Genomic DNA, 18,276 nt, shown 5'->3' with positions numbered 1-18,276 from the left:
CGTCAACGCGGCACCATGAAAGTGGATTTTTCGACGAGCAGGTGGGCACCCTCGCCGGCCTCGGGCAGGCGCTCGATGCTGAACCTCAGCCCGTGCGCGCCCGTGCCGACCTGCTGCGCCACCTCGGGCGGCACGCGCACGGCCACCGGCACCCAACGGGCCTGGGCGGGTTGCACCATCAGTTCAGCCGGCACCTCGATCTTCAACTGTGCCAGGCCTTCGGCACTGACGCGGTAGCGCTGCGTGCGCTCGGTGGCGTTCATGATCTGCAGGCGGTAGACGTTCTCGACCCAGCCGTCGTCCACCATGCGCGCCAACGCGCCGCGGTCGCGCACCACGTCCACGCGGAAAGGCGCGCGCATCAGCAGGCTGGCGAACAGCGCCACACAGATCAAAAGCAACACCGCCGAGTAGCCCAGCACACGCGGCCGCAGCACGCGCTTCAGCACCTGGCTGCGCGTCAGGTGCTGCTGCAGCCCGTTCTGCGTGTCGTAGCGGATCAGCCCGCGCGGCGTGTGCATCTTGTCCATCACACCGTTGCACACGTCGATGCAGGCCGCGCAGCCGATGCACTCGTACTGCAGGCCCTGGCGGATGTCGATGCCGGTGGGGCACACCTGCACGCACAGGCCGCAGTCGATGCAGTCGCCCTGCTTCTTCGCGGCCTGGGCGGCGGCCTCGCTGCCGCGTTTGGCGCGCACGCCGCCGCGCGGTTCGCCTCGCGCCTCGTCGTAGCTGATGATGAGCGTGTCCTTGTCGAACATCACGCTCTGGAAGCGCGCGTAGGGGCACATGTACTTGCACACCTGCTCGCGCATCCAGCCGGCGTTGCCGTAGGTGGCGAAACCGTAGAACAGCACCCAGAAGGTCTCCCACGGCCCGAGGTTGAAGCTCAACACCTCGCTGCCCAGCAGCTGGATGGGCGTGAAGTAGCCGACGAAGGTGAAACCCGTCCACAGGCCGATGGCGATCCAGGCCGCCTGTTTGGCGCTCTTGCGCCAGAGCTTCTCGAAGGTCCACGGGCCCTGGTCGAGCTTCATGCGGCGCATGCGGTCGCCTTCGATGCGGCGCTCCACCCACATGAAGATCTCGGTGTACACCGTCTGCGGGCAGGCGTAGCCGCACCACAGCCGCCCGGCCACGGTGGTGAAGAGGAAGAGCGCGTAGGCGCTGACGATGAGCAAGCCCGTCAGGTAAATGAAGTCCTGCGGGTAGAGCACCAGCTCGAAGATGTAGAAGCGGCGCGCGCCCAGGTCGAAGAGCACGGCCTGGCGGCCGTTCCAGTTCAACCAGGGCAGGCCGTAGAAGAGCAGCTGCGTGGCCCACACCAGGGCCCAGCGCCAGCGCACGAACCAGCCCGAGACGGCGCGGGCGTAGATCTTGTCCTGCGCCTTGTACAGCGAGACGATCTGTTCCTTCATGTCGCCCGAGGGGGCCTCGGGCGACGTGCCTGGCGATGCGCCGGCCGGCAACTCACTGGGCAGCGACACGGGTGCCTTGCGAGAGGCTCCAGACGTAGGCGCCGAGCACATGCACCTGTTCCGGCGTCAGCAGCCGGCCCTGGGCGGGCATGGCGTTGTTCTTGCCGTTGGTGATGATGTTGACGATAGCCTGCTCGCCCCAGCCGTGCAGCCAGATCTTGTCGGTGAGGTTGGGCGCACCGAGCGCAGCGTTGCCCTTGCCATCGGCGCCGTGGCAGCCGGCACAGGTGCCGAACTTGGCCTTGCCCATCTCCGCCGCGATGTTGTTGTGGGCGCTGCCCGAGAGGCTGAGCACATAGTTCGCCACGTTGCGCACGTCTTCGGCACTGCCCACGGCCGCGGCCATGGGCGGCATCATGCCGACGCGGCCCTGCACGATCACCTGCTTGACGTAATCGTGCGTGCCGGCGCCCAGCCAGTCGGTGTCGGCCAGGTTCGGGAAGCCCTTGCTGCCCCGCGCATCGCTGCCATGGCACTGCGCGCAGTTGTTCAGGTACAGGCGCTGGCCGATGCCCATGGCGGCAGTGTCGCGGGCCAGTTGCTCGGCCGTCATCGGCGCGAACTTGGCGTACACCGGCGCCAGCGCGGCTTCGGCCTTCTTCTGCTCGGCCTCGTACTGGCCGGTGCTGCTCCACTTCAGCGTGCCGGGGTGGCTGCCCAGACCCGGGTAGAAGGCCAGGTAGACGGCTGCGAAGACCACGGTGATGACGAACAGCCACATCCACCAGCGCGGCAGCGGGTTGTTCAACTCGCGCAGGTCTTCGTCCCACACGTGGCCGGTGGTGTTGTCGTCGGCCATCACCTTGCGGCGGCTGGCAATGGCCAGCAGCACCAGGCAGAGCACCAACCCCAGCACGGTGGTGGCGGCCACGAAGAGGGCCCAGCCACTGTTGATGAAATCACTCACGACTGCACTCCTCGTTGTTCTGCGCGGGCGGCCGGGTTCTCGGCCTGGTCTTCCAGGAAGGGCAGCTGCGCCGCGGCCTGGTGTTCGCTGCGGTTGCGGCTGCTCCAGGTGCGCACCACCAGCACCAGGAAGAGCACGAAGCCGCTGAGCGTGACGATCACGCGAAGGTCATTGACGTCCATGAACGCTCCTTGAACTGACGTTCACTTGCGCGCGGTGCCCAGCACCTGCAGGTAGGCGATGAGCGCATCCATCTCGGTGCGGCCCTTCACGTCTTCGGCGGCCTTGGCGATCTCGGCATCGCTGTAGGGCACGCCGGCCGTGCGCAGCGCCTTCATGCGCGGGGCCATGCTCTCGGGCTCGACCGTGGCCTTCAGCAGCCAGGGGTAGGCCGGCATGTTCGATTCGGGCACCAGGTCGCGCGGGTTGTAGAGGTGGATGAGGTGCCACTCGTCGCTGTACTTGCCGCCCACGCGGTGCAGGTCAGGGCCCGTGCGCTTGCTGCCCCACTGGAAGGGGTGGTCGTAGACGAACTCGCCGGCCTGCGAGAGCTGCCCGTAGCGCAGCGCCTCGGCGCGGAAGGGGCGCACCATCTGCGAGTGGCAGTTGTAGCAACCCTCGCGCAGGTAGATGTCGCGGCCAGCGAGCTGCAGCGCGGTGTAGGGCTTCACGCCCTCCAGCGGCTGCGTGGTCGAGCGCTGGAAGAACAGCGGGACGATCTCGACCATGCCGCCGACGGCCACTGCCAGCAGGATGAGCACGATCATCAGGAAGTTGCTGGTCTCGATCTTCTCGTGACCGGCAGGGGTGTGGTTCTGAGCCATGGTGTTGTTGCCTCTGGTCGGTTTCAGGCGTGGGCCGGCGACACCGTGGGGATGCGCACTTCGGCCGGACGGCCGCCGCGCACCGTCATCACCGTGTTCCAGGCCATGATCAGCATGCCGCCCAGGTAGAGCGCACCGCCCAGCAGGCGCACCACGTAGTACGGGTAGGTGGCCTTCACGCTCTCGACGAAGCTGTAGACGAGCGTGCCGTCAGGGTTCACGGCGCGCCACATCAGGCCCTGCATCACACCGGCGATCCACATCGCGGCGATGTAGAGCACGATGCCCACGGTGGCGATCCAGAAGTGCGCCTCGATGGCCTTCACGCTGTACATCTGCTTCTGGCCGAAGAGGCGCGGAATCAGGTAGTACAGGCTGCCCATGCTGATCAGGCCCACCCAGCCCAGGGCGCCGCTGTGCACGTGGCCCACCGTCCAGTCGGTGTAGTGGCTGAGGGCGTTGACGGTCTTGATGGACATCATCGGGCCCTCGAAGGTACTCATGCCGTAGAAGCTGAGCGACACGATGAGGAACTTCAGGATCGGGTCCTCGCGCAGCTTGTGCCAGGCACCGCTGAGCGTCATGATCCCGTTGATCATCCCGCCCCAGCTGGGCGCCAGCAGCACCAGGCTGAAGACCATGCCCACGCTCTGCGCCCAGTCGGGCAGCGCGGTGTAGTGCAGGTGGTGGGGGCCGGCCCACATGTAGGTGAAGATCAGCGCCCAGAAGTGCACGATGCTCAGGCGGTAGCTGTACACCGGGCGCTCGGCCTGCTTCGGGATGAAGTAATACATCATCCCCAGGAAGCCGGCGGTGAGGAAGAAGCCCACCGCGTTGTGGCCGTACCACCACTGGATCATCGCGTCCTGCACGCCGGCGTAGGCGCTGTAGCTCTTGAACAGGCCCGCGGGGATGGCCGCGCTGTTGACGATGTGCAGCAGCGCCACCGCGATGATGAAAGCACCGAAGAACCAGTTGGCCACGTAGATGTGGCGCACCTTGCGCGTGCCGATGGTGCCGAAGAACACGATGGCGTAGCTGACCCACACCACCGCGATCAGCAGGTCGATGGGCCACTCAAGCTCGGCGTATTCCTTGCCTTGCGTCATGCCCAGCGGCAGCGTGATGGCCGCGGCCAGGATCACCAGCTGCCAGCCCCAGAAGGTGAAGAGCGCCAGCTTGGGCAGGAAAAGACGCGTCTGGCAGGTGCGCTGCACCACGTGGTACGAACACGCGAAGAGCGTGCAGCCACCGAAGGCGAAGATCACCGCGTTGGTGTGCAGCGGGCGCAAGCGCCCGTAGCTCAGCCAGGGGATGCCGAAGTTCAGTTCGGGCCAGGCCAGCTGGGCGGCGATGACCACGCCCACCAGCATGCCCACCACACCCCACAACACAGCGGCCAGCGAGAACAACCGGACGGTGGTGTCGCTGTAGACGCTGCTGCCGGGGCGGGCAGCGACGTTGCTTGATGCCATTGAACTTCTCCTCTTCGGTGTGACTGATACGACGCTCAGGATTCTTCGCCCGGGGTCGGTTTCTGGCCTTGACGGCTGTCAAGCGCAGGCGCTTCGTCGGTCAGGATGCGTTCAGCTTCGGCATCGATGTCCTCGAACTGGCCGCGGTGCAGCGCCCAGCCGAACACGGCAATGATCCCGAGCACCAGCAGCGCCGACAGCGGGATCAGCAGGTAGAGGCTTTCCATGGCTTGCAGCGCTGTGCGAGGCTTTCAGCGCGCCGCGCGCAGCGCGTTGCCGATGACGAGCAGCGAGCTCAGCGCCATGCCCAGGCCCGCGGCCCAGGGCGGCAGCCAGCCCATCAGCGCCAGCGGGATGCTGGTGGCGTTGTAGGCGGCGGCCCAGACCATGTTCTGGCGCACGATGCGCACCGCATGCAGCGCGCGCTGGCGGGCGTGCACGAGGTCGCCCAGGTCGTTGGAGGTGATCACGGCATCGGCCTGGCTGCGCGCGACCAAGGCGCCCTGCCCCATGGCCAGCGAGACATCGGCACGCGCCAGCACGGGGGCGTCGTTGACGCCGTCGCCCACCATGGCCACCGTGCGGCCTTGCTGCTGCGCCTGCGCCACGGCCGCCAGCTTGTCTTCGGGCGTGGCGCGGGCGCGCACGTCTTGCAGGCCCAGGCGTTGCGCCAGGGCCTGCGCGCGCGCCTGAGCGTCGCCCGTCAGAAGCGTGAGCTGCACGCCGGCGGACTGCAGCGCCTGCACGGCGGCCACCGCGCCGGGGCGCAGGGCTTCGTCCAGGCTGAAGAGCGCCAGCAGTTCGCCTTCACAGGCCAGCGCCACCTGCGAGGCGGCAGCAGCGTCATCCGCCAGCGGCACGCCTGCCGCCCAGGCGGCCTGGCCCAGGCGCCATGTGCGGCCCTGCGCGTCCTGGGCCTGCACGCCCTGCCCGGCCACTTCGGCCACCTGCTGCCAGGCCAGCCCGTCGTGGCCCGGTGTGGATCGCTCGGCCTGCGCCGCCACCAGCGCCTGCGATGCGGGGTGGCGCGACCACGCCGCCAGCGCCGCCGCCGTGGCCAGCGCCGCAGCGTCATCCGCCCAGTGCACGCGGCCCGCGGCCGTGCGCGTGATGGCCGTGAGCTGCAGCGCTTCTTCGGTCAGCGTGCCGGTCTTGTCGAAGAAGACCTGCTGCACGCGGGCCAGGCGCTCCAGCGCGTCCAGCCGCTGCAGCAGCACGCCGTGGCGCGCCAGGCCGCGGGCAGCGGCCACCAGCGTGGCTGGCACCGCCAATGACAGCGCACAAGGGCAGGTGACGATGAGCACCGAAACCGCCACCCACACCGCGCGGCTGGGGTCGATCACGCTCCAAGCGGCCGCACCAGCCGCGGCCAGCAGCAGCACCGTCCAGAGGAAGGGCGCGGCCCAGCGGTCGGCCAGCAGCGCCGCGGCGGGGCGCTGCGCCGAGGCGCTGCGCATCATCGCCACGATGGTCTCCAGCCGCGTGTCGCCACCCACGCGCTGCACGCGCATGAGCACCGGCGCACCCAGGTTGGTGCTGCCGGCCACGACCGGCGCGCCTTCGGGCTTGGGCACGGGGGCGCTTTCGCCGGTGAGCAGCGCTTCGTCGGCCTGCGTGTGGCCTTGCGCCAGCACGCCGTCGGCCGGGAAGGCCTGGCCCAGCGGCACGCGCAGCAGGTCGCCGGGCCGCAGGCGCTGCAGGCTCACGGCCTCGACGCTGCCATCCGGCCCCACGCGCCACGCCGTCTCGGGCAGGCAGGCCAGCTGGCTCTCCAGCGCCTCGGCAGCACGGTGGCGAGCCCGCAGCTCCAGGTAGCGCGCACCGAGCAGGAAGCTGACGAACATCGTCAGCGAATCGAAGTAAACCTCGTGCCCGAACACGCCATCCGGCGAGAAGGTGGCGCCGCTGCTGGCGACAAACGCGATGGCCACGCCCAGGGCCACCGGCACGTCCATGCCGATGCGGCGCTGCCGCAGCGCCAGCCAGGCGCCGCGGAAGAAGGGGCCGGCCGAAAAGGCCAGCACGGGCAGCGAGAGCAGCCAGCTGCCCCAGTTCAGCAGCTGCCGCAGGTCGGGCTCGAGTTCGCCGGGCCCGGCCACGTAGCTGGGGGTGGCCAGCATCATCACCTGCATGGCGCAGAAGGCCGCCACGAACAGGCGCCACAGTGCCTGGCGGTGCGCCTGCCGGCGCAGGGCACGGGCCGGCGCGGCGGCGTCGGGCACGGCGCCATAGCCCGCGCTGCGCACGGCCTGGATCAAGGCCGAAGGCCGCGTGCGCGCCGGGTCCCAGCGCACGGTGGCGCGTTCGCTGGCCGCGCTGACGCTGGCGGCCAGCACGCCGTCCACACCGAACAAGGCTGCTTCGATCAAGCCGCTGCAGGCGGCACAGTGCATGCCCGAGAGCTGCAGCGAGGTTTCGGCGATGCGCGGGCCCTGCGCCCCTGCGCTGCCCTGCACCCACCGGGTGCCGTGGCCGAACTCGACCGGGTCGTCCAGCACGGCGATGCGCGCCTGTGCCTCGGCAGTGGGGTCGGATGGAGCGGCAGGGAGGGTGGCGGCTGGGGCTGGGGACATCGGCTTCGGCGCCAGGGATGCCCATAATCTAGGTGCGTCAACGCCGCCCTTCCATGATCTCCATCAAGCCCACTCAATTCCTTGCCGCCCTCTTGGGAGCGCTGCTGGTGTCTGGCCTCGCCCACGCGCAGAACGGGCCGCAGCCCAAGCTGAAGACCATCGAGCTCACCGCCGGCATGCACGTCATCCAGACCGAGCTGGCCCTCACGCCCGAGCAGCAGCAGATCGGCATGATGTTCCGCCGCAGCATGGGCACCAACGAGGCCATGCTCTTCGTCGAAGAGACACCCGGCGTGCGCTGCTTCTGGATGCGCAACACCTACGTGCCGCTGAGCATCGCCTTCATTGCGGACGACGGCACCATCGTCAACATCGCCGACATGAAGCCGCTGTCGGATGAGTCGCACTGCTCGGCCAAACCCGTGCGCTTTGCGCTGGAAATGAACCAGGGCTGGTTCGCCAAGCGCGGCATCAAGCCGGGCAGCCGCATCCGCGGCGCACCGTTCAGCAAGTAGGCGCACCATGCAAAACGGGCCCCGCGGGGCCCGTTTCTGATGGCGCTGCCGGTATTCAGCCGGCGCCCGCACTCAGGCGAAGTTGGCTTCCGCGAAGCCCCAGTTCACCAGCTTGTCGAGGAAGGTCTCGACGAACTTCGGGCGCATGTTGCGGTAGTCGATGTAGTAGGCGTGTTCCCACACGTCCACGGTCAGCAGCGCCTTGTCGGCGGTGGTCAGCGGCGTGCCGGCGGCACCGGTGTTGACGATGTCGACGCTGCCGTCGGCCTTCTTCACCAGCCAGGTCCAGCCGCTGCCGAAGTTGCCCACGGCGCTCTTGATGAAGGCCTCTCGGAAGGCGGCGTAGCTGCCCCACTTGGCATTGATGGCCGCGGCCAGGGCGCCGGTGGGCTCACCGCCGCCGGCGGGCTTCATGCAGTTCCAGAAGAAGGTGTGGTTCCAGATCTGCGCGGCGTTGTTGTAGATGCCACCGCTGCTCTTCTTGACGATTTCTTCCAGCGAGAGGCTCTCGAACTCGGTGCCCTTCTGCAGGTTGTTCAGGTTCACCACGTAAGCGTTGTGGTGCTTGCCGTGGTGGAACTCCAGCGTTTCCTTGCTGTAGTGCGGGGCCAGGGCGTCGATCGCGTACGGCAGGGCGGGCAGGGTGTGTTCCATGGTGCTGATCCTCTGTCGGTGATGGGGGCCGGGCGGATGCCCAAAGCGGCACGCATTGTAGGCAGCGGGCCTCAGCCAGCCGGGGGCAGGGCTTCCGGCGGCATGCCGCGCTCGTCCACGGGCCGCGGCAGCACCTGGCGCACCTCGGCCAGGGCCTGGCCGTCGGCCCACACGGCCCGCACCGGCTGCCCGGCCTGCAAGGCGTGCACGCTCACCACCGGCCGGCCGTCGGCCGACTCGACCCAGGCATAACCGCGCTGCAGCACGCGGTGCGGGTCGTGCGCCTGTAGGGCCTGCTCGGCGCTGAGCACGCGCTGCCGTTCACCGGCCAGGCGCTGCTGCACGGCGCGCTGCAGCCGCTCCTGCAGCCGCGCGGGCGCGTCGCCCAGGCGCTGCTGGCGCAAAGCCACCGCACGCTGCAGGCGGCCGGCCAGCGCGTCCAGGCGTTGCGCCTGCCCCTGCAGGCGGCGGGCGGGCTGACCCAGGCGCAGGGCCAGGGTGTCCAGGCGCTGCGCGCGCTGCTGCAGGCCGCGCTCCAGCACCCGCAGCAGATTCAGCTGTTGACCTTGCAGGGCATTCAGCGCCTCCTCGCGGGCGGGTGCGGCCATCTCGGCAGCGGCTGTGGGTGTGGGGGCGCGCAGGTCGGCCACGAGGTCGGCAAGGGTCACGTCGGTCTCATGGCCCACACCGCACACCACCGGCAATGCACAGGCGGCAATGGCCTGCACCACGCGTTCATCGTTGAAGGCCCACAGGTCTTCCAGCGAGCCCCCGCCGCGCACGAGCAGCACGGCATCCACCTCGCGGCGTTCGCCAGCCCGCTGCAGCGCGGCCACCAGCGCCGCCGGCGCCTCGGCCCCCTGCACGAGGCTGGGGTAGACCACCAGGCGCACGTGCGGCGCGCGGCGCTGCAGCGTTGTCAGCACGTCGTGCAGCGCAGCAGCCCCCAGCGAGGTGACAATGCCCAAAGCCTGTGGAAACGCCGGCAGTGGCCGCTTGCGCGCTGCCTCGAAAAGCCCCAGCGCCTGCAGGCGGGCGCGCCTGCGCAGGAACTCCTCGTAGAGCGTGCCCGTGCCAAGGCGCTGCAACGACTCGACCACCATCTGCAACTCGCCACGCGCTTCGTAGATCCCGAGCCGCCCGCGCACCTCGACCTGTTGACCGTCTGCCGGCGCAAAGTCGACCAGCACTGCTGCGCGGCGGAACATCGCGCAGCGCAGCAGCGCCGGGGCGCCGTCGGTGTCTTTCAGCGCGAAGTAGCAGTGGCCGCTGCCGGCGCGCGAAAAACCCGAAAGCTCACCCCGCACGGTCACGGCGCCGAAGCGGGCCGCCAAGGCATCGCTGGTGGCGAGCAGCAGCGAGGCCACGCCCCAGGGCAGGCGTGCGCCAGGCTGGCTGCCAGCGCCCGCACCGCCGGCTGCAGGCCGCTCAAACACCTGCGCAGCCCCGGCTGACGCGGGTCAGGATGCCCACAGCCGCGCCAATGCACGCCAAACGGGCCGACATCACCGTCATGGCACAGTCACAATCGTGCAAGTGCTTGATTCGCATGAAGAATTTCTTGCACAAAAAAAAGGCAGCGCCCGATCGAGCCCGGCGCATCGCCATGTCCGTCGGTTGTGCCGGCATTTGCCCACAGAGATATCCACAACTTCGGTGGAGATCCCGATCGGGCCTGTTGTGGAAGGGAAAGCAGGCGCAACGTGCCTTGGCCTGCAGGGTGCATCAGCGATAATCGCCCGCGCGCTGCTGGTCTGTCGCCAGCCCCCGGCCGAGCCGATCTAGCCCCCCAGGACCCCCTTGCTGTCGATCATACAAGCGGCCGGTTGGCCCATCTGGCCCCTCATCCTCTGCTCCATCGTCGCCCTGGCGCTCATCATCGAGCGGCTCTACCACCTTCGGCCCTCTTTGGTGGCACCCGCTACCTTGCTGGATGAGGTCGTGGGCGTCACGCGGGCCAACCTGCCCGCGGCCGACGTCGTCAACAAGCTCGCCGACAACTCGGTGCTGGGCTCGGTGCTGGCTGCCGGGCTGCGCAGCGTGATTGCCGAGCCGCGCATCAGCGAGGCCGCCCTGCGCCAGGCCTTCGAGAACGCCGGCCGTGCCGCGGTGCACCAGCTGGAGCGCTACCTCAACACCCTGGGCACCATCGCCGCGGCAGCGCCGCTGCTCGGCCTGTTCGGCACGGTGGTCGGCATGATCGAGATCTTCGGCTCGCAGGCGCCCACCACCGGTGGCACGGGGGGCAACCCGCAGCAGCTGGCGCACGGCATCTCCATCGCGCTCTACAACACCGCCTTCGGGCTGATGGTGGCCATCCCGGCCCTGATGTTCTACCGCTACTTCCGCGGCCGCGTCGACGAATTCCAGCTCGGCATGGAACTCGCCGCCGAACGCATGGTGCCGCACCTGATGCGCTTTGCCGTGCGCGCACCAGCCTGAGCACGCGCACGCGATGAACTTCAAGCGCCGCAAGCTCGAAGAGCCCGAGATCAACCTCATCCCGTTCATCGACGTGCTGCTGGTGGTGCTGATCTTCCTGATGCTCAGCACGACCTATTCGCGCTTCACCGAGCTGCAGATCAACCTGCCCGCGGCCGACGCCGAGAAGCTGCGCGAGCGTCCGGCCGAAGTGCTGGTGGCCGTGGCCGCCGACGGCCGCTACGCCGTCAACAAGAAGCCTGTGGACGGCCGCAGCATCGAGCTGCTGACCGCCGAACTGGTGGCCGCCTCCGGCGGACGCAGCGATACCGTGGTGATCATCTCGGCCGACGCCACGGCGGCGCACCAGGCCGTGGTCAACGTGCTCGATGCCGCGAGGCGTGCGGGCCTGGCGCGGCTGACCTTCGCGGCGCAATCGGGCGGCGCCGCGCCCCGATGACGGCTCCCCGGCCGCGGGGCCTGGCGGCAAGCATCGAGGCCCGGCTGCAACGCAGCTGGTGGCGCCCGCGCCCGGACGCGCTGGCCTGCCTGCTCTGGCCGGCCACGCTGCCCTACCGCCTGCTCGCAGCCCTGGTGAAGCTGCGCACGCCCGCGGCGCGCGTGCTCCCGGTGCCGGTGCTGGTGGTCGGCAACCACGTGGTGGGTGGCGCGGGCAAGACACCCACTGTGATGGCGCTGGTGCAGGCCCTGCAGGCGCGCGGCCACCGGCCCGGTGTCATCTCGCGCGGCCACGGCCGCAGCGGTGCAGCCCCGATGGCTGTGAACGCTGGCGCCGAGGTCTCCGAGGTGGGCGACGAGCCGCTGCTCATCCAGCGCCAATGCGGCGTGCCGGTGTGGGTGGGCCGCCAGCGGGACGTGGCCGCTATGGCCTTGTGTGCTGCGCACCCCGAAGTGGACGTGCTGGTCTCCGACGATGGCCTGCAGCACCTGGCGCTGGCCCGGCAAGCCGAACTGGTGGTCTTCGATGAACGCGGCATCGGCAACGGCCTGCTGCTGCCCGCAGGGCCGCTGCGCGAGCCCGTGCCAGAGGCCACGCCCGGGAACCGTCGCGTGCTTTACACCGCCGGCCGCGCCAGCACCCGCTTGCCAGGTGCGCTGGCCCAACGGCAACTGCAGTTGGCCTGGCCCCTGGAGGCGTGGCGCACTGGCAAGCGCGAAGCCGCCCTGCCCTTGTCCGCCTTGCGGGGCCGGCCCCTGCTGGCTGCCGCCGGTCTGGCCGCACCCGGCAAGTTCTTTGGCATGCTTGGCGCTGCCGGGCTGCAGTTCACGCCGCTGCCCCTGCCCGACCACCACCCCTACGCCACCCTGCCCTGGCCCGCCGACACGGCAGACGTGCTGGTCACCGAGAAGGACGCCGTGAAGCTGCTGGCCCGGCCGCTGGGTGCCACGCGCGTGTGGGTGCTGCCGCTAGACTTCCAGGTGCCCGAGAGTCTGGTCGCGGACTTGTCGGCCCTGCTCTTCCCTCCCCAACGCCCGAAGCCCACCGCCCCATGAGCCTGGACCACCGCCTGATCGACCTGCTGGTATGCCCGGTGTGCAAGGGCCCCCTGGACATGCAGCGTGACGCGGAGCAGCGCCCGACGGCGCTGGTCTGCCCCGCCGACCGGCTGGCCTTTCCGCTGCGTGATGGCATCCCGGTGATGCTGGAAAGCGAAGCACGCCCCCTCGACGGCCCGGCCGCGGCATGAGCCCGGCCTTCACCGTGCTGGTGCCGGCACGGCTGGCTTCCACACGGCTGCCCAACAAACCCCTGGCCGACATTGCCGGCCTGCCGATGGTGGTGCGCGTGGCGCAACGCGCTGCGGCCAGCGGCGCCGTGCGCGTGGTGGTGGCCGCCGACAGCCCCGCCATCCTCGAAGCCTGTGCCGCACACGGCGTGCAGGCCGTGCTGACACGTGCCGACCACCCCAGCGGCAGCGACCGCCTGGCCGAGGCCTGCAGCCTGCTGGGCCTGGACGGCGACGACTGTGTCGTCAACGTGCAGGGCGACGAGCCCCTCATCGACCCGGCGCTCGTACGGCGCTGCGCCGAGCTGCTGGCCGAGCGCCCCGACTGCGTGATGAGCACGGCCGCGCACCCGCTGCACGAGCGCGCCGACTACCTCAACCCGAACGTCGTGAAGGTGGTGCTGGACGCCGCCGGCCGCGCCCTCTACTTCAGCCGCGCGCCCATCCCATGGTGGCGTGACGGCCTGCAAGACGGCAAACCCGCGCTGCCGCAGCCCGCGCCGCTGCGCCACCTCGGGCTGTACGGCTACCGCGCCGGCTTCCTGCGGCGCTTTCCGCTACTGCAGGCCGCGCCGCTGGAACACACCGAGGCGCTTGAACAGCTGCGCGTGCTGTGGCATGGCGAACGCATTGCCGTGCACGTGGCGGCGCAGGGGCCCGGGCCGGGTGTCGACACCCCGGAAGACCTGGCGCGCGTACGGGCGCTGTTCAGCACTGGCGAAGCGGCGGCTTGAGCCCGGGGCGGCGAGCCCACACCGTCAGTTTTGCGCCGGTATCTGCGTGATATTCTCGTTTGCAGAGACATCGCAGACGGTGGTAACTGCACCGCCCTGCGCCCGCAAGAATTCAAAACCTCCGAAGGCCATCGATGAGACTCATCCTCCTGGGCGCACCCGGCGCCGGCAAGGGCACGCAAGCCACCTTCATCTGCAAGCATTTCGGCATTCCGCAGATCAGCACCGGTGACATGCTGCGCGCCGCAGTGAAGGCCGGCACGCCCCTGGGCGTGGCGGCCAAGAAGGTGATGGACAGCGGCGGCCTCGTCAGCGACGACATCATCATCGGCCTGGTGAAAGAGCGCATCACGCAGCCCGACTGCGCGGGCGGTTTTCTGTTCGACGGTTTCCCCCGCACCATCCCGCAGGCCGATGCGATGAAGGACGCAGGTGTCGTGCTCGACTTCGTGGTCGAGATCGACGTGCCCGAAGAAGCCATCATCGAACGCATGAGCGGCCGCCGCGTGCACACCGCCTCGGGCCGCAGCTACCACGTCAAGTTCAACCCGCCCAAGACCGAAGGCGTGGACGACGTGACCGGCGAGCCGCTGATCCAGCGCGACGACGACAAGGAAGAGACCGTGCGCAAGCGCCTGCAGGTCTACCAGAACCAGACACGGCCGCTGGTTGACTACTACGGCCAATGGGCCGCCAGCGGCAGCCCGGGCGCGCCGCGCTACGCGCGCATCGCCGGCACCGGCAGCGTGGAAGAGATCACCGGCCGCGTGATGGCCGCGCTGCAGGCCTGAGCAAGGCCGGCCAGCTGCAGAAGGGGCGCGCACCGCGCGCCCGGCAGCATTCATTGAAGAGACCGACATGCAGATCGAAGGCAAGGTATTCATCGTCACCGGCGGCGCCTCGGGCCTCGGCGAAGGCACGGCACGCATGCTGGCGGCGGCCGGCGGCAAGGTGGTCGTGGCCGACCTGCAGGTGGAACGCGGCCAGGCCGTGGCGCAAGACATCGGCGGCGTGTTCGTCAAGTGCGACGTCAGCCAGGAGGCCGATGGCCAGGCCGCCGTGGCCGCGGCCACCGCCCTGGGCAAGCTGATGGGTCTGGTCAACTGCGCCGGCATTGCCCCGGCCGTGAAGACCGTCGGCAAAGAGGGCGCGCACCCGCTGGCCACCTTCACCAAGACCGTGACGGTGAACCTGGTGGGCAGCTTCAACATGATCCGCCTGGCCGCCGAGGCCATGGCGAAGAACGCGCCCGAGAGCACCGGCGAACGCGGCGTGCTGATCAGCACCGCCAGCGTGGCCGCCTACGACGGCCAGATCGGCCAGGCCGCCTACAGCGCCAGCAAGGGCGGCGTGGTGGGCATGACCTTGCCCATCGCGCGCGACCTGGCCCGCAACGGCATCCGCAACATGACCATTGCCCCTGGCATCTTCGGCACGCCGATGCTGTTCGGCATGCCGCAGGAAGTGCAGGACGCACTGGCCGCCGGCGTGCCCTTCCCCAGCCGCCTGGGCACGCCCGAGGACTACGCCAAGCTGGTGAAGCACATCTTCGAGAACGACATGCTCAACGGTGAAGTCATTCGCCTGGATGGCGCGATACGGTTGGCGCCGCGCTGATCTGCGCGTCAATACTGGATCGACAGGGCGCCATGGGCGCCCTTTTTCATGGGCCACCCGATTGCCTTGATCGCGTCAGGCGCAAAAAAAGAGCCGCTCCGAAGAGCGGCTCTTTCATGGCGTGGTGAGTTCGGAGATCAGAACTCGTACGCAGCGGTCAGGCGCACCGCACGGGCGGGCTGCAGGCCACTCAGGATCGGACGCTGATAGGTTGGGCTGACGCTGTTGACGGCGTCAGTTTCGCCAACCTCGTCAATCGAGCGAACACCACGTTTGTTCAAAACGTTCAGCACGTCCACCGACAGCGTCAGGCCCTTGACCTGTGCCGGCGTGTACGTGAACTGCAGGCCCAAGTCATAGGTCCAAGGGAGCCGACCCAGCGAACCGCGCGGATTCAGCTTCGCACCGCAATAGAACGATGCTGCACCGTACGCATCAGAGTCATCGCGCTCGAGGGGGCCAGGCGGATAAGGCGCCGGCACAACAGGGTTACCGTTCGCATCACGCACAACCTCGGGGTAGTTGCCGAAGCAGTTCTTCGGGCGGCCGCTGGTAACCACCAGCGTCGCGCCCACGCGGAACTGGTCCGACATGGCGTAAGCGCCGTTGAACTTCAGCGTGTGACGGCGGTCGTTCGGCAGGTAACCTTCGGAGCCTTCCATCAGACCCGGGTGGTCGAAGTCCTGCGTGATGCCGGCGTCGTCCTGACCGTTGTCCGACTTCACGTAGCCTTCGGTGTTGCCCTTGCTGTAGGCCAGCACGTACGAGAACTGGGCGCTCCACTTCTTGTCCCACTGGCGCTCGAGCGTGAACTCGAGGGCGTTGTAGGTGCGCTTGGGCTTGGGCAGGAACAGCGCCGAGGCCGGGATGGTGACCGGGGTGAGCGTGCCATTGCCGTTCACGTCGACGTTGGCGGTCAGGTCTCCACCGACGTTGTACAGGAAGCAACCACCCACAGTGCTGCCAATGCGGCCTGCCTGGGCAGCCGTGTAGCCTTTGGCCAGCGCCCATTCACGGGCCAGCGTGCCTTCGCAGATGTCGTCGATGGCACTCTTCAGCTGCCGGTTCGTGTACTTCACGCCATACGACCAGCGATCAGCCAGGGCCTGCTGGAAACCGACGATGAACTCGTCCTGGAACAGCGGCTTGATGTTGGGGTCCACCACCGTGCGCGGATCCTTGGGCCGGCCGTCGCTGGTCACGACCCGGTTGCCGAGCTGTGCACCGATGTTCGGCACCGACTTGCCGTCGTTGCTGAAACCACCCGCAAAGCGGAAGAAGTCGGTGTAGAAGGTCTCGGCACCCGACAGACGGACGTTGGTGTTGGCGTACACCGGGATGTAGTAGCGGCCGGCATTGCCGTACAGCTTCATCTTCCCGTCGCCCTTGACGTCCCACGACACGCCGGCACGCGGCGCCCAGGTGTTCTTCACCTCGATGAAGGCCTGGCCCTTGTCGTTCTCGTTGCGGAACGACTCGTTGCGCAGACCGAGGTTCACGACCAGGTTCGGGGTGACCTGCCAGTCGTCCTGGATGTACCAGGCCGAGTTCTTGGTCTTGAAGGTGCCGCCGTTCTGGAACACACGACGACGGACATAGTCGATCGGGGCGCCCGTCGTGTTGGTGAAGCCCGCGCCGCCGATGCTGCCACCAGGGGCCAGCGTGAACAGGCGGTCGTAGAAACCACCGGTGTAGACCGAGCCGTCCACCGTCGTGATCACTTCGTTGTCCAGACCGGCGCGCAGGGTGTGCGAGCCCAGCACGAGGTCGGCGTCGAAGCGGAAAGCGGTGCGCTTGTCGTTCGCGTTCGGGTCATCCACGGCCAGACCGGCCGCCTCCGACCAGCAGCCCAAGTATTCGAGTTGCGTGCGGGGCGGACGGCCGTCGTACACAGCCGGACAGGCCGCGGTGGAGATCTTGGTTTCGCGCGAATACTCGCCCGCACCGTACATGGCCGAGAGCGTCAGTGAATCGGTGATGAAACCGGTCCACTGCGCGATGGTGTTGGTGCCACCGGTCGTGTACTCGTCCTTGCCGATGAACGCACCCTTGGCCGTCTGGTACTCGGTCGGAGAGTTCCAGCTGTTTTCGGTGCGCTTTTGCTTGTCGCTGAAGGTGGTCAGTTCGACACGGTGGTTGTCCGTGATCTGCCAATCGAGCTTCAGCACGTACTGTGGCGTACTCGAGGTTTCAGCGGACTGCGTACCTGCGCCGTAGGTCTTGGTCTCGGTGCGCTTGGCCTGGATCAGACCGAAGACGAAGAGCTTGTCCTTGATGATCGGGCCGCCAGCGTAAACGTTGACTTCCTTGGTGTCGGTGCCACCGGGTCGATCGACCAACTCGTATTTACCCGGGGAGGTCTGACGGGCGTAGACAGACGAACCGCGCAGCGACTCAGGCACGAGGCTGACCTTGCCGCCACCCGTCCACTCGTTGGTGCCGCGCTTGGTGGTGACGCTGATCACACCGCCCAGCGAACGGCCGTACTCGGCGCCGTAGCCGCTGTTCTTGACCTGGATTGAACCAATGCCTTCGAAAGGCACTGCGTTGAACGCAATGCCCTTCAGGATGTTGGTGACGTTGAAACCGTTGACGTAGTAAGCGTTCTCAGCCACCGACGCGCCCGAGATCGACGGCAGGTTGCCGAAGCGGCCGTCGCCTTGAACGGCGCCAGGCGACAGCAAGGTCACCGCGGTGATGTTCTGCGCGACCGGGATGCGCTGGATTTCGGCGGCGTTCAGGCTGTAGGCCGTGGCCACGGAGCCGACGTCGATCGTGCGGATGGCCGAACCCGTCACCGTGATGGTGGTAACGGCCTGGGCGAAAGCGGCGTTCGCGCCTTGGCCGGCGGTCACGACGACCTCGATCGTTTCCTTTTTGCCGCCAGCGCGCGTCAGCGTCACTTGGTAGGTGCCGGGCGGCAGTTGCGGGATCTGCCAGGCGCCGTCCGAATCGATGCGGATCGTGCGGTTGACGTTGATGGCCCGGTTCTCGACGGAGACGGTGTCGCCCTTGGCGGCACGGCCGTTGATCGAGCCGGCGCTCTGCTGTGCCATGACGATCGACGCCAGGCACATGCCTGCCGCCGCTGCCACGACCGAACGGCGCCAGGTACGGCGGCCAGACTTGCTGATGAACATTGAAACTCCTCCTGAGTTCAAAACAGACGGGAGAGCTGTCCGCCACCTGAAAGCGATGTGTGTGTCACACGCGTGAAACAACACAGCACTCGCGGGCGCTTTCAGCACACACCGGTTCATTCTGCGCGCAGGTCCCAGGAGGCTTCTGCACGGGTTACCCCCCGGCCTCGGTGCCAAAAAGCCCGTG

18 protein-coding genes are annotated in these 18,276 nt (G+C 68.3%); 8 read left to right on the top strand and 10 right to left on the bottom strand.

Annotated features, from left to right (window positions below; translation table 11 throughout):
• Positions 1-2: 2 nt before the first annotated feature.
• Genes ccoG through EOE66_RS15775 form a run of 7 tightly spaced genes read right to left on the bottom strand, consistent with a single transcriptional unit; the run spans position 3 to position 7,260 of the window.
• On the bottom strand, positions 3-1,532 hold the full coding sequence (gene ccoG / locus EOE66_RS15805) for a cytochrome c oxidase accessory protein CcoG (RefSeq protein ID WP_375137483.1): 1,530 nt from the start codon (positions 1,530-1,532) through the stop codon (positions 3-5).
• Complete coding sequence (gene ccoP / locus EOE66_RS15800; protein ID WP_128229659.1) at positions 1,474-2,388, bottom strand: cytochrome-c oxidase, cbb3-type subunit III; 915 nt, start codon at positions 2,386-2,388, stop codon at positions 1,474-1,476. Before ccoP ends, ccoG begins: the two co-directional genes overlap by 59 nt.
• Entirely contained in the window at positions 2,385-2,570 is a 186-nt protein-coding gene (locus tag EOE66_RS15795) for a cbb3-type cytochrome oxidase subunit 3 (protein ID WP_128229658.1), read from the bottom strand. The genes ccoP and EOE66_RS15795 overlap by 4 nt, the downstream gene beginning before the upstream one ends.
• A 21-nt stretch (positions 2,571-2,591) precedes the next feature.
• Positions 2,592-3,212, bottom strand: coding sequence for a cytochrome-c oxidase, cbb3-type subunit II (ccoO, locus tag EOE66_RS15790; RefSeq protein ID WP_128229657.1), 621 nt, complete (start codon positions 3,210-3,212; stop codon positions 2,592-2,594).
• A gap of 23 nt (positions 3,213-3,235) precedes the next feature.
• The gene (ccoN, locus tag EOE66_RS15785) at positions 3,236-4,687 is read right to left on the bottom strand and encodes a cytochrome-c oxidase, cbb3-type subunit I (RefSeq protein WP_128229656.1); all 1,452 of its coding nucleotides are present in this window, start codon (positions 4,685-4,687) and stop codon (positions 3,236-3,238) included.
• Positions 4,688-4,722: 35 nt separating this feature from the next.
• Positions 4,723-4,914: a cbb3-type cytochrome oxidase assembly protein CcoS gene (gene ccoS / locus EOE66_RS15780; protein WP_128229655.1), complete on the bottom strand. Its 192-nt coding sequence runs from the start codon at positions 4,912-4,914 to the stop codon at positions 4,723-4,725.
• 24 nt (positions 4,915-4,938) lie between these two features.
• Complete coding sequence (locus EOE66_RS15775; protein WP_128229654.1) at positions 4,939-7,260, bottom strand: heavy metal translocating P-type ATPase; 2,322 nt, start codon at positions 7,258-7,260, stop codon at positions 4,939-4,941.
• Positions 7,261-7,313: 53 nt separating this feature from the next.
• Between EOE66_RS15775 and EOE66_RS15770 the strand changes: the two genes are divergently transcribed.
• Complete coding sequence (locus EOE66_RS15770; RefSeq protein ID WP_128229653.1) at positions 7,314-7,775, top strand: DUF192 domain-containing protein; 462 nt, start codon at positions 7,314-7,316, stop codon at positions 7,773-7,775.
• Positions 7,776-7,847: 72 nt separating this feature from the next.
• On the opposite strand, the gene EOE66_RS15765 is transcribed toward EOE66_RS15770, so the two are convergent.
• On the bottom strand, positions 7,848-8,429 hold the full coding sequence (locus tag EOE66_RS15765) for a superoxide dismutase (protein WP_128229652.1): 582 nt from the start codon (positions 8,427-8,429) through the stop codon (positions 7,848-7,850).
• A 71-nt stretch (positions 8,430-8,500) separates the two neighbouring features.
• Positions 8,501-9,796 (bottom strand): exodeoxyribonuclease VII large subunit, encoded by a 1,296-nt coding sequence (gene xseA / locus EOE66_RS15760; RefSeq protein WP_245479058.1) that lies wholly within the window; start codon positions 9,794-9,796, stop codon positions 8,501-8,503.
• Positions 9,797-10,229: 433 nt separating this feature from the next.
• On the opposite strand from xseA, the gene EOE66_RS15755 reads away from it, so the two are divergent.
• The 7 genes from EOE66_RS15755 (at position 10,230) to EOE66_RS15725 (ending at position 14,949) form a co-directional block, all read left to right on the top strand.
• Positions 10,230-10,871, top strand: coding sequence for a MotA/TolQ/ExbB proton channel family protein (locus tag EOE66_RS15755; protein ID WP_128229651.1), 642 nt, complete (start codon positions 10,230-10,232; stop codon positions 10,869-10,871).
• A 13-nt stretch (positions 10,872-10,884) separates the two neighbouring features.
• The gene (locus tag EOE66_RS15750; protein WP_128229650.1) at positions 10,885-11,310 is read left to right on the top strand and encodes an ExbD/TolR family protein; all 426 of its coding nucleotides are present in this window, start codon (positions 10,885-10,887) and stop codon (positions 11,308-11,310) included.
• Positions 11,307-12,365 carry a tetraacyldisaccharide 4'-kinase gene (gene lpxK / locus EOE66_RS15745; protein ID WP_128229649.1) on the top strand — a complete coding sequence of 353 codons (1,059 nt, stop codon included), beginning with the start codon at positions 11,307-11,309 and terminating at the stop codon, positions 12,363-12,365. Before EOE66_RS15750 ends, lpxK begins: the two co-directional genes overlap by 4 nt.
• 2 nt (positions 12,366-12,367) lie before the next feature.
• On the top strand, positions 12,368-12,559 hold the full coding sequence (locus tag EOE66_RS15740; RefSeq protein ID WP_205702720.1) for a Trm112 family protein: 192 nt from the start codon (positions 12,368-12,370) through the stop codon (positions 12,557-12,559).
• Positions 12,556-13,332 (top strand): 3-deoxy-manno-octulosonate cytidylyltransferase, encoded by a 777-nt coding sequence (gene kdsB / locus EOE66_RS15735; protein ID WP_128229647.1) that lies wholly within the window; start codon positions 12,556-12,558, stop codon positions 13,330-13,332. The genes EOE66_RS15740 and kdsB overlap by 4 nt, the downstream gene beginning before the upstream one ends.
• A 134-nt stretch (positions 13,333-13,466) precedes the next feature.
• Positions 13,467-14,123: an adenylate kinase gene (adk, locus tag EOE66_RS15730; protein ID WP_128229646.1), complete on the top strand. Its 657-nt coding sequence runs from the start codon at positions 13,467-13,469 to the stop codon at positions 14,121-14,123.
• 67 nt (positions 14,124-14,190) lie between these two features.
• The gene (locus EOE66_RS15725; protein WP_128229645.1) at positions 14,191-14,949 is read left to right on the top strand and encodes a 3-hydroxyacyl-CoA dehydrogenase; all 759 of its coding nucleotides are present in this window, start codon (positions 14,191-14,193) and stop codon (positions 14,947-14,949) included.
• 137 nt (positions 14,950-15,086) lie between these two features.
• Here EOE66_RS15725 and EOE66_RS15720 read toward each other — a convergent pair whose 3' ends face one another.
• A complete protein-coding gene (locus EOE66_RS15720; RefSeq protein ID WP_164885124.1) occupies positions 15,087-18,089 on the bottom strand; it encodes a TonB-dependent receptor in 3,003 nt (1,000 codons plus the stop codon).
• Positions 18,090-18,276 lie beyond the last annotated feature (187 nt).

The organism is Rubrivivax rivuli (assembly GCF_004016505.1).
GTDB classification, from domain to species: Bacteria; Pseudomonadota; Gammaproteobacteria; order Burkholderiales; family Burkholderiaceae_C; genus Rubrivivax; species Rubrivivax rivuli.
The sequence above is the reverse complement of the archived record's forward strand: the minus strand, read 5'-3'. Positions and strand labels throughout refer to the sequence as shown.

Coding starts and splice junctions, on each gene's coding strand:
- ccoG (WP_375137483.1), bottom strand. CDS start 1,532: ATGTGCTCGGCGCCTACGTCTGGAGCCTCTCGCAAGGCACCCGTGTCG.
- EOE66_RS15795 (WP_128229658.1), bottom strand. CDS start 2,570: ATGGACGTCAATGACCTTCGCGTGATCGTCACGCTCAGCGGCTTCGTG.
- ccoO (WP_128229657.1), bottom strand. CDS start 3,212: ATGGCTCAGAACCACACCCCTGCCGGTCACGAGAAGATCGAGACCAGC.
- ccoN (WP_128229656.1), bottom strand. CDS start 4,687: ATGGCATCAAGCAACGTCGCTGCCCGCCCCGGCAGCAGCGTCTACAGC.
- ccoS (WP_128229655.1), bottom strand. CDS start 4,914: ATGGAAAGCCTCTACCTGCTGATCCCGCTGTCGGCGCTGCTGGTGCTC.
- EOE66_RS15775 (WP_128229654.1), bottom strand. CDS start 7,260: ATGTCCCCAGCCCCAGCCGCCACCCTCCCTGCCGCTCCATCCGACCCC.
- EOE66_RS15770 (WP_128229653.1), top strand. CDS start 7,314: ATGATCTCCATCAAGCCCACTCAATTCCTTGCCGCCCTCTTGGGAGCG.
- EOE66_RS15765 (WP_128229652.1), bottom strand. CDS start 8,429: ATGGAACACACCCTGCCCGCCCTGCCGTACGCGATCGACGCCCTGGCC.
- EOE66_RS15750 (WP_128229650.1), top strand. CDS start 10,885: ATGAACTTCAAGCGCCGCAAGCTCGAAGAGCCCGAGATCAACCTCATC.
- lpxK (WP_128229649.1), top strand. CDS start 11,307: ATGACGGCTCCCCGGCCGCGGGGCCTGGCGGCAAGCATCGAGGCCCGG.
- kdsB (WP_128229647.1), top strand. CDS start 12,556: ATGAGCCCGGCCTTCACCGTGCTGGTGCCGGCACGGCTGGCTTCCACA.
- adk (WP_128229646.1), top strand. CDS start 13,467: ATGAGACTCATCCTCCTGGGCGCACCCGGCGCCGGCAAGGGCACGCAA.
- EOE66_RS15725 (WP_128229645.1), top strand. CDS start 14,191: ATGCAGATCGAAGGCAAGGTATTCATCGTCACCGGCGGCGCCTCGGGC.
- EOE66_RS15720 (WP_164885124.1), bottom strand. CDS start 18,089: ATGTTCATCAGCAAGTCTGGCCGCCGTACCTGGCGCCGTTCGGTCGTG.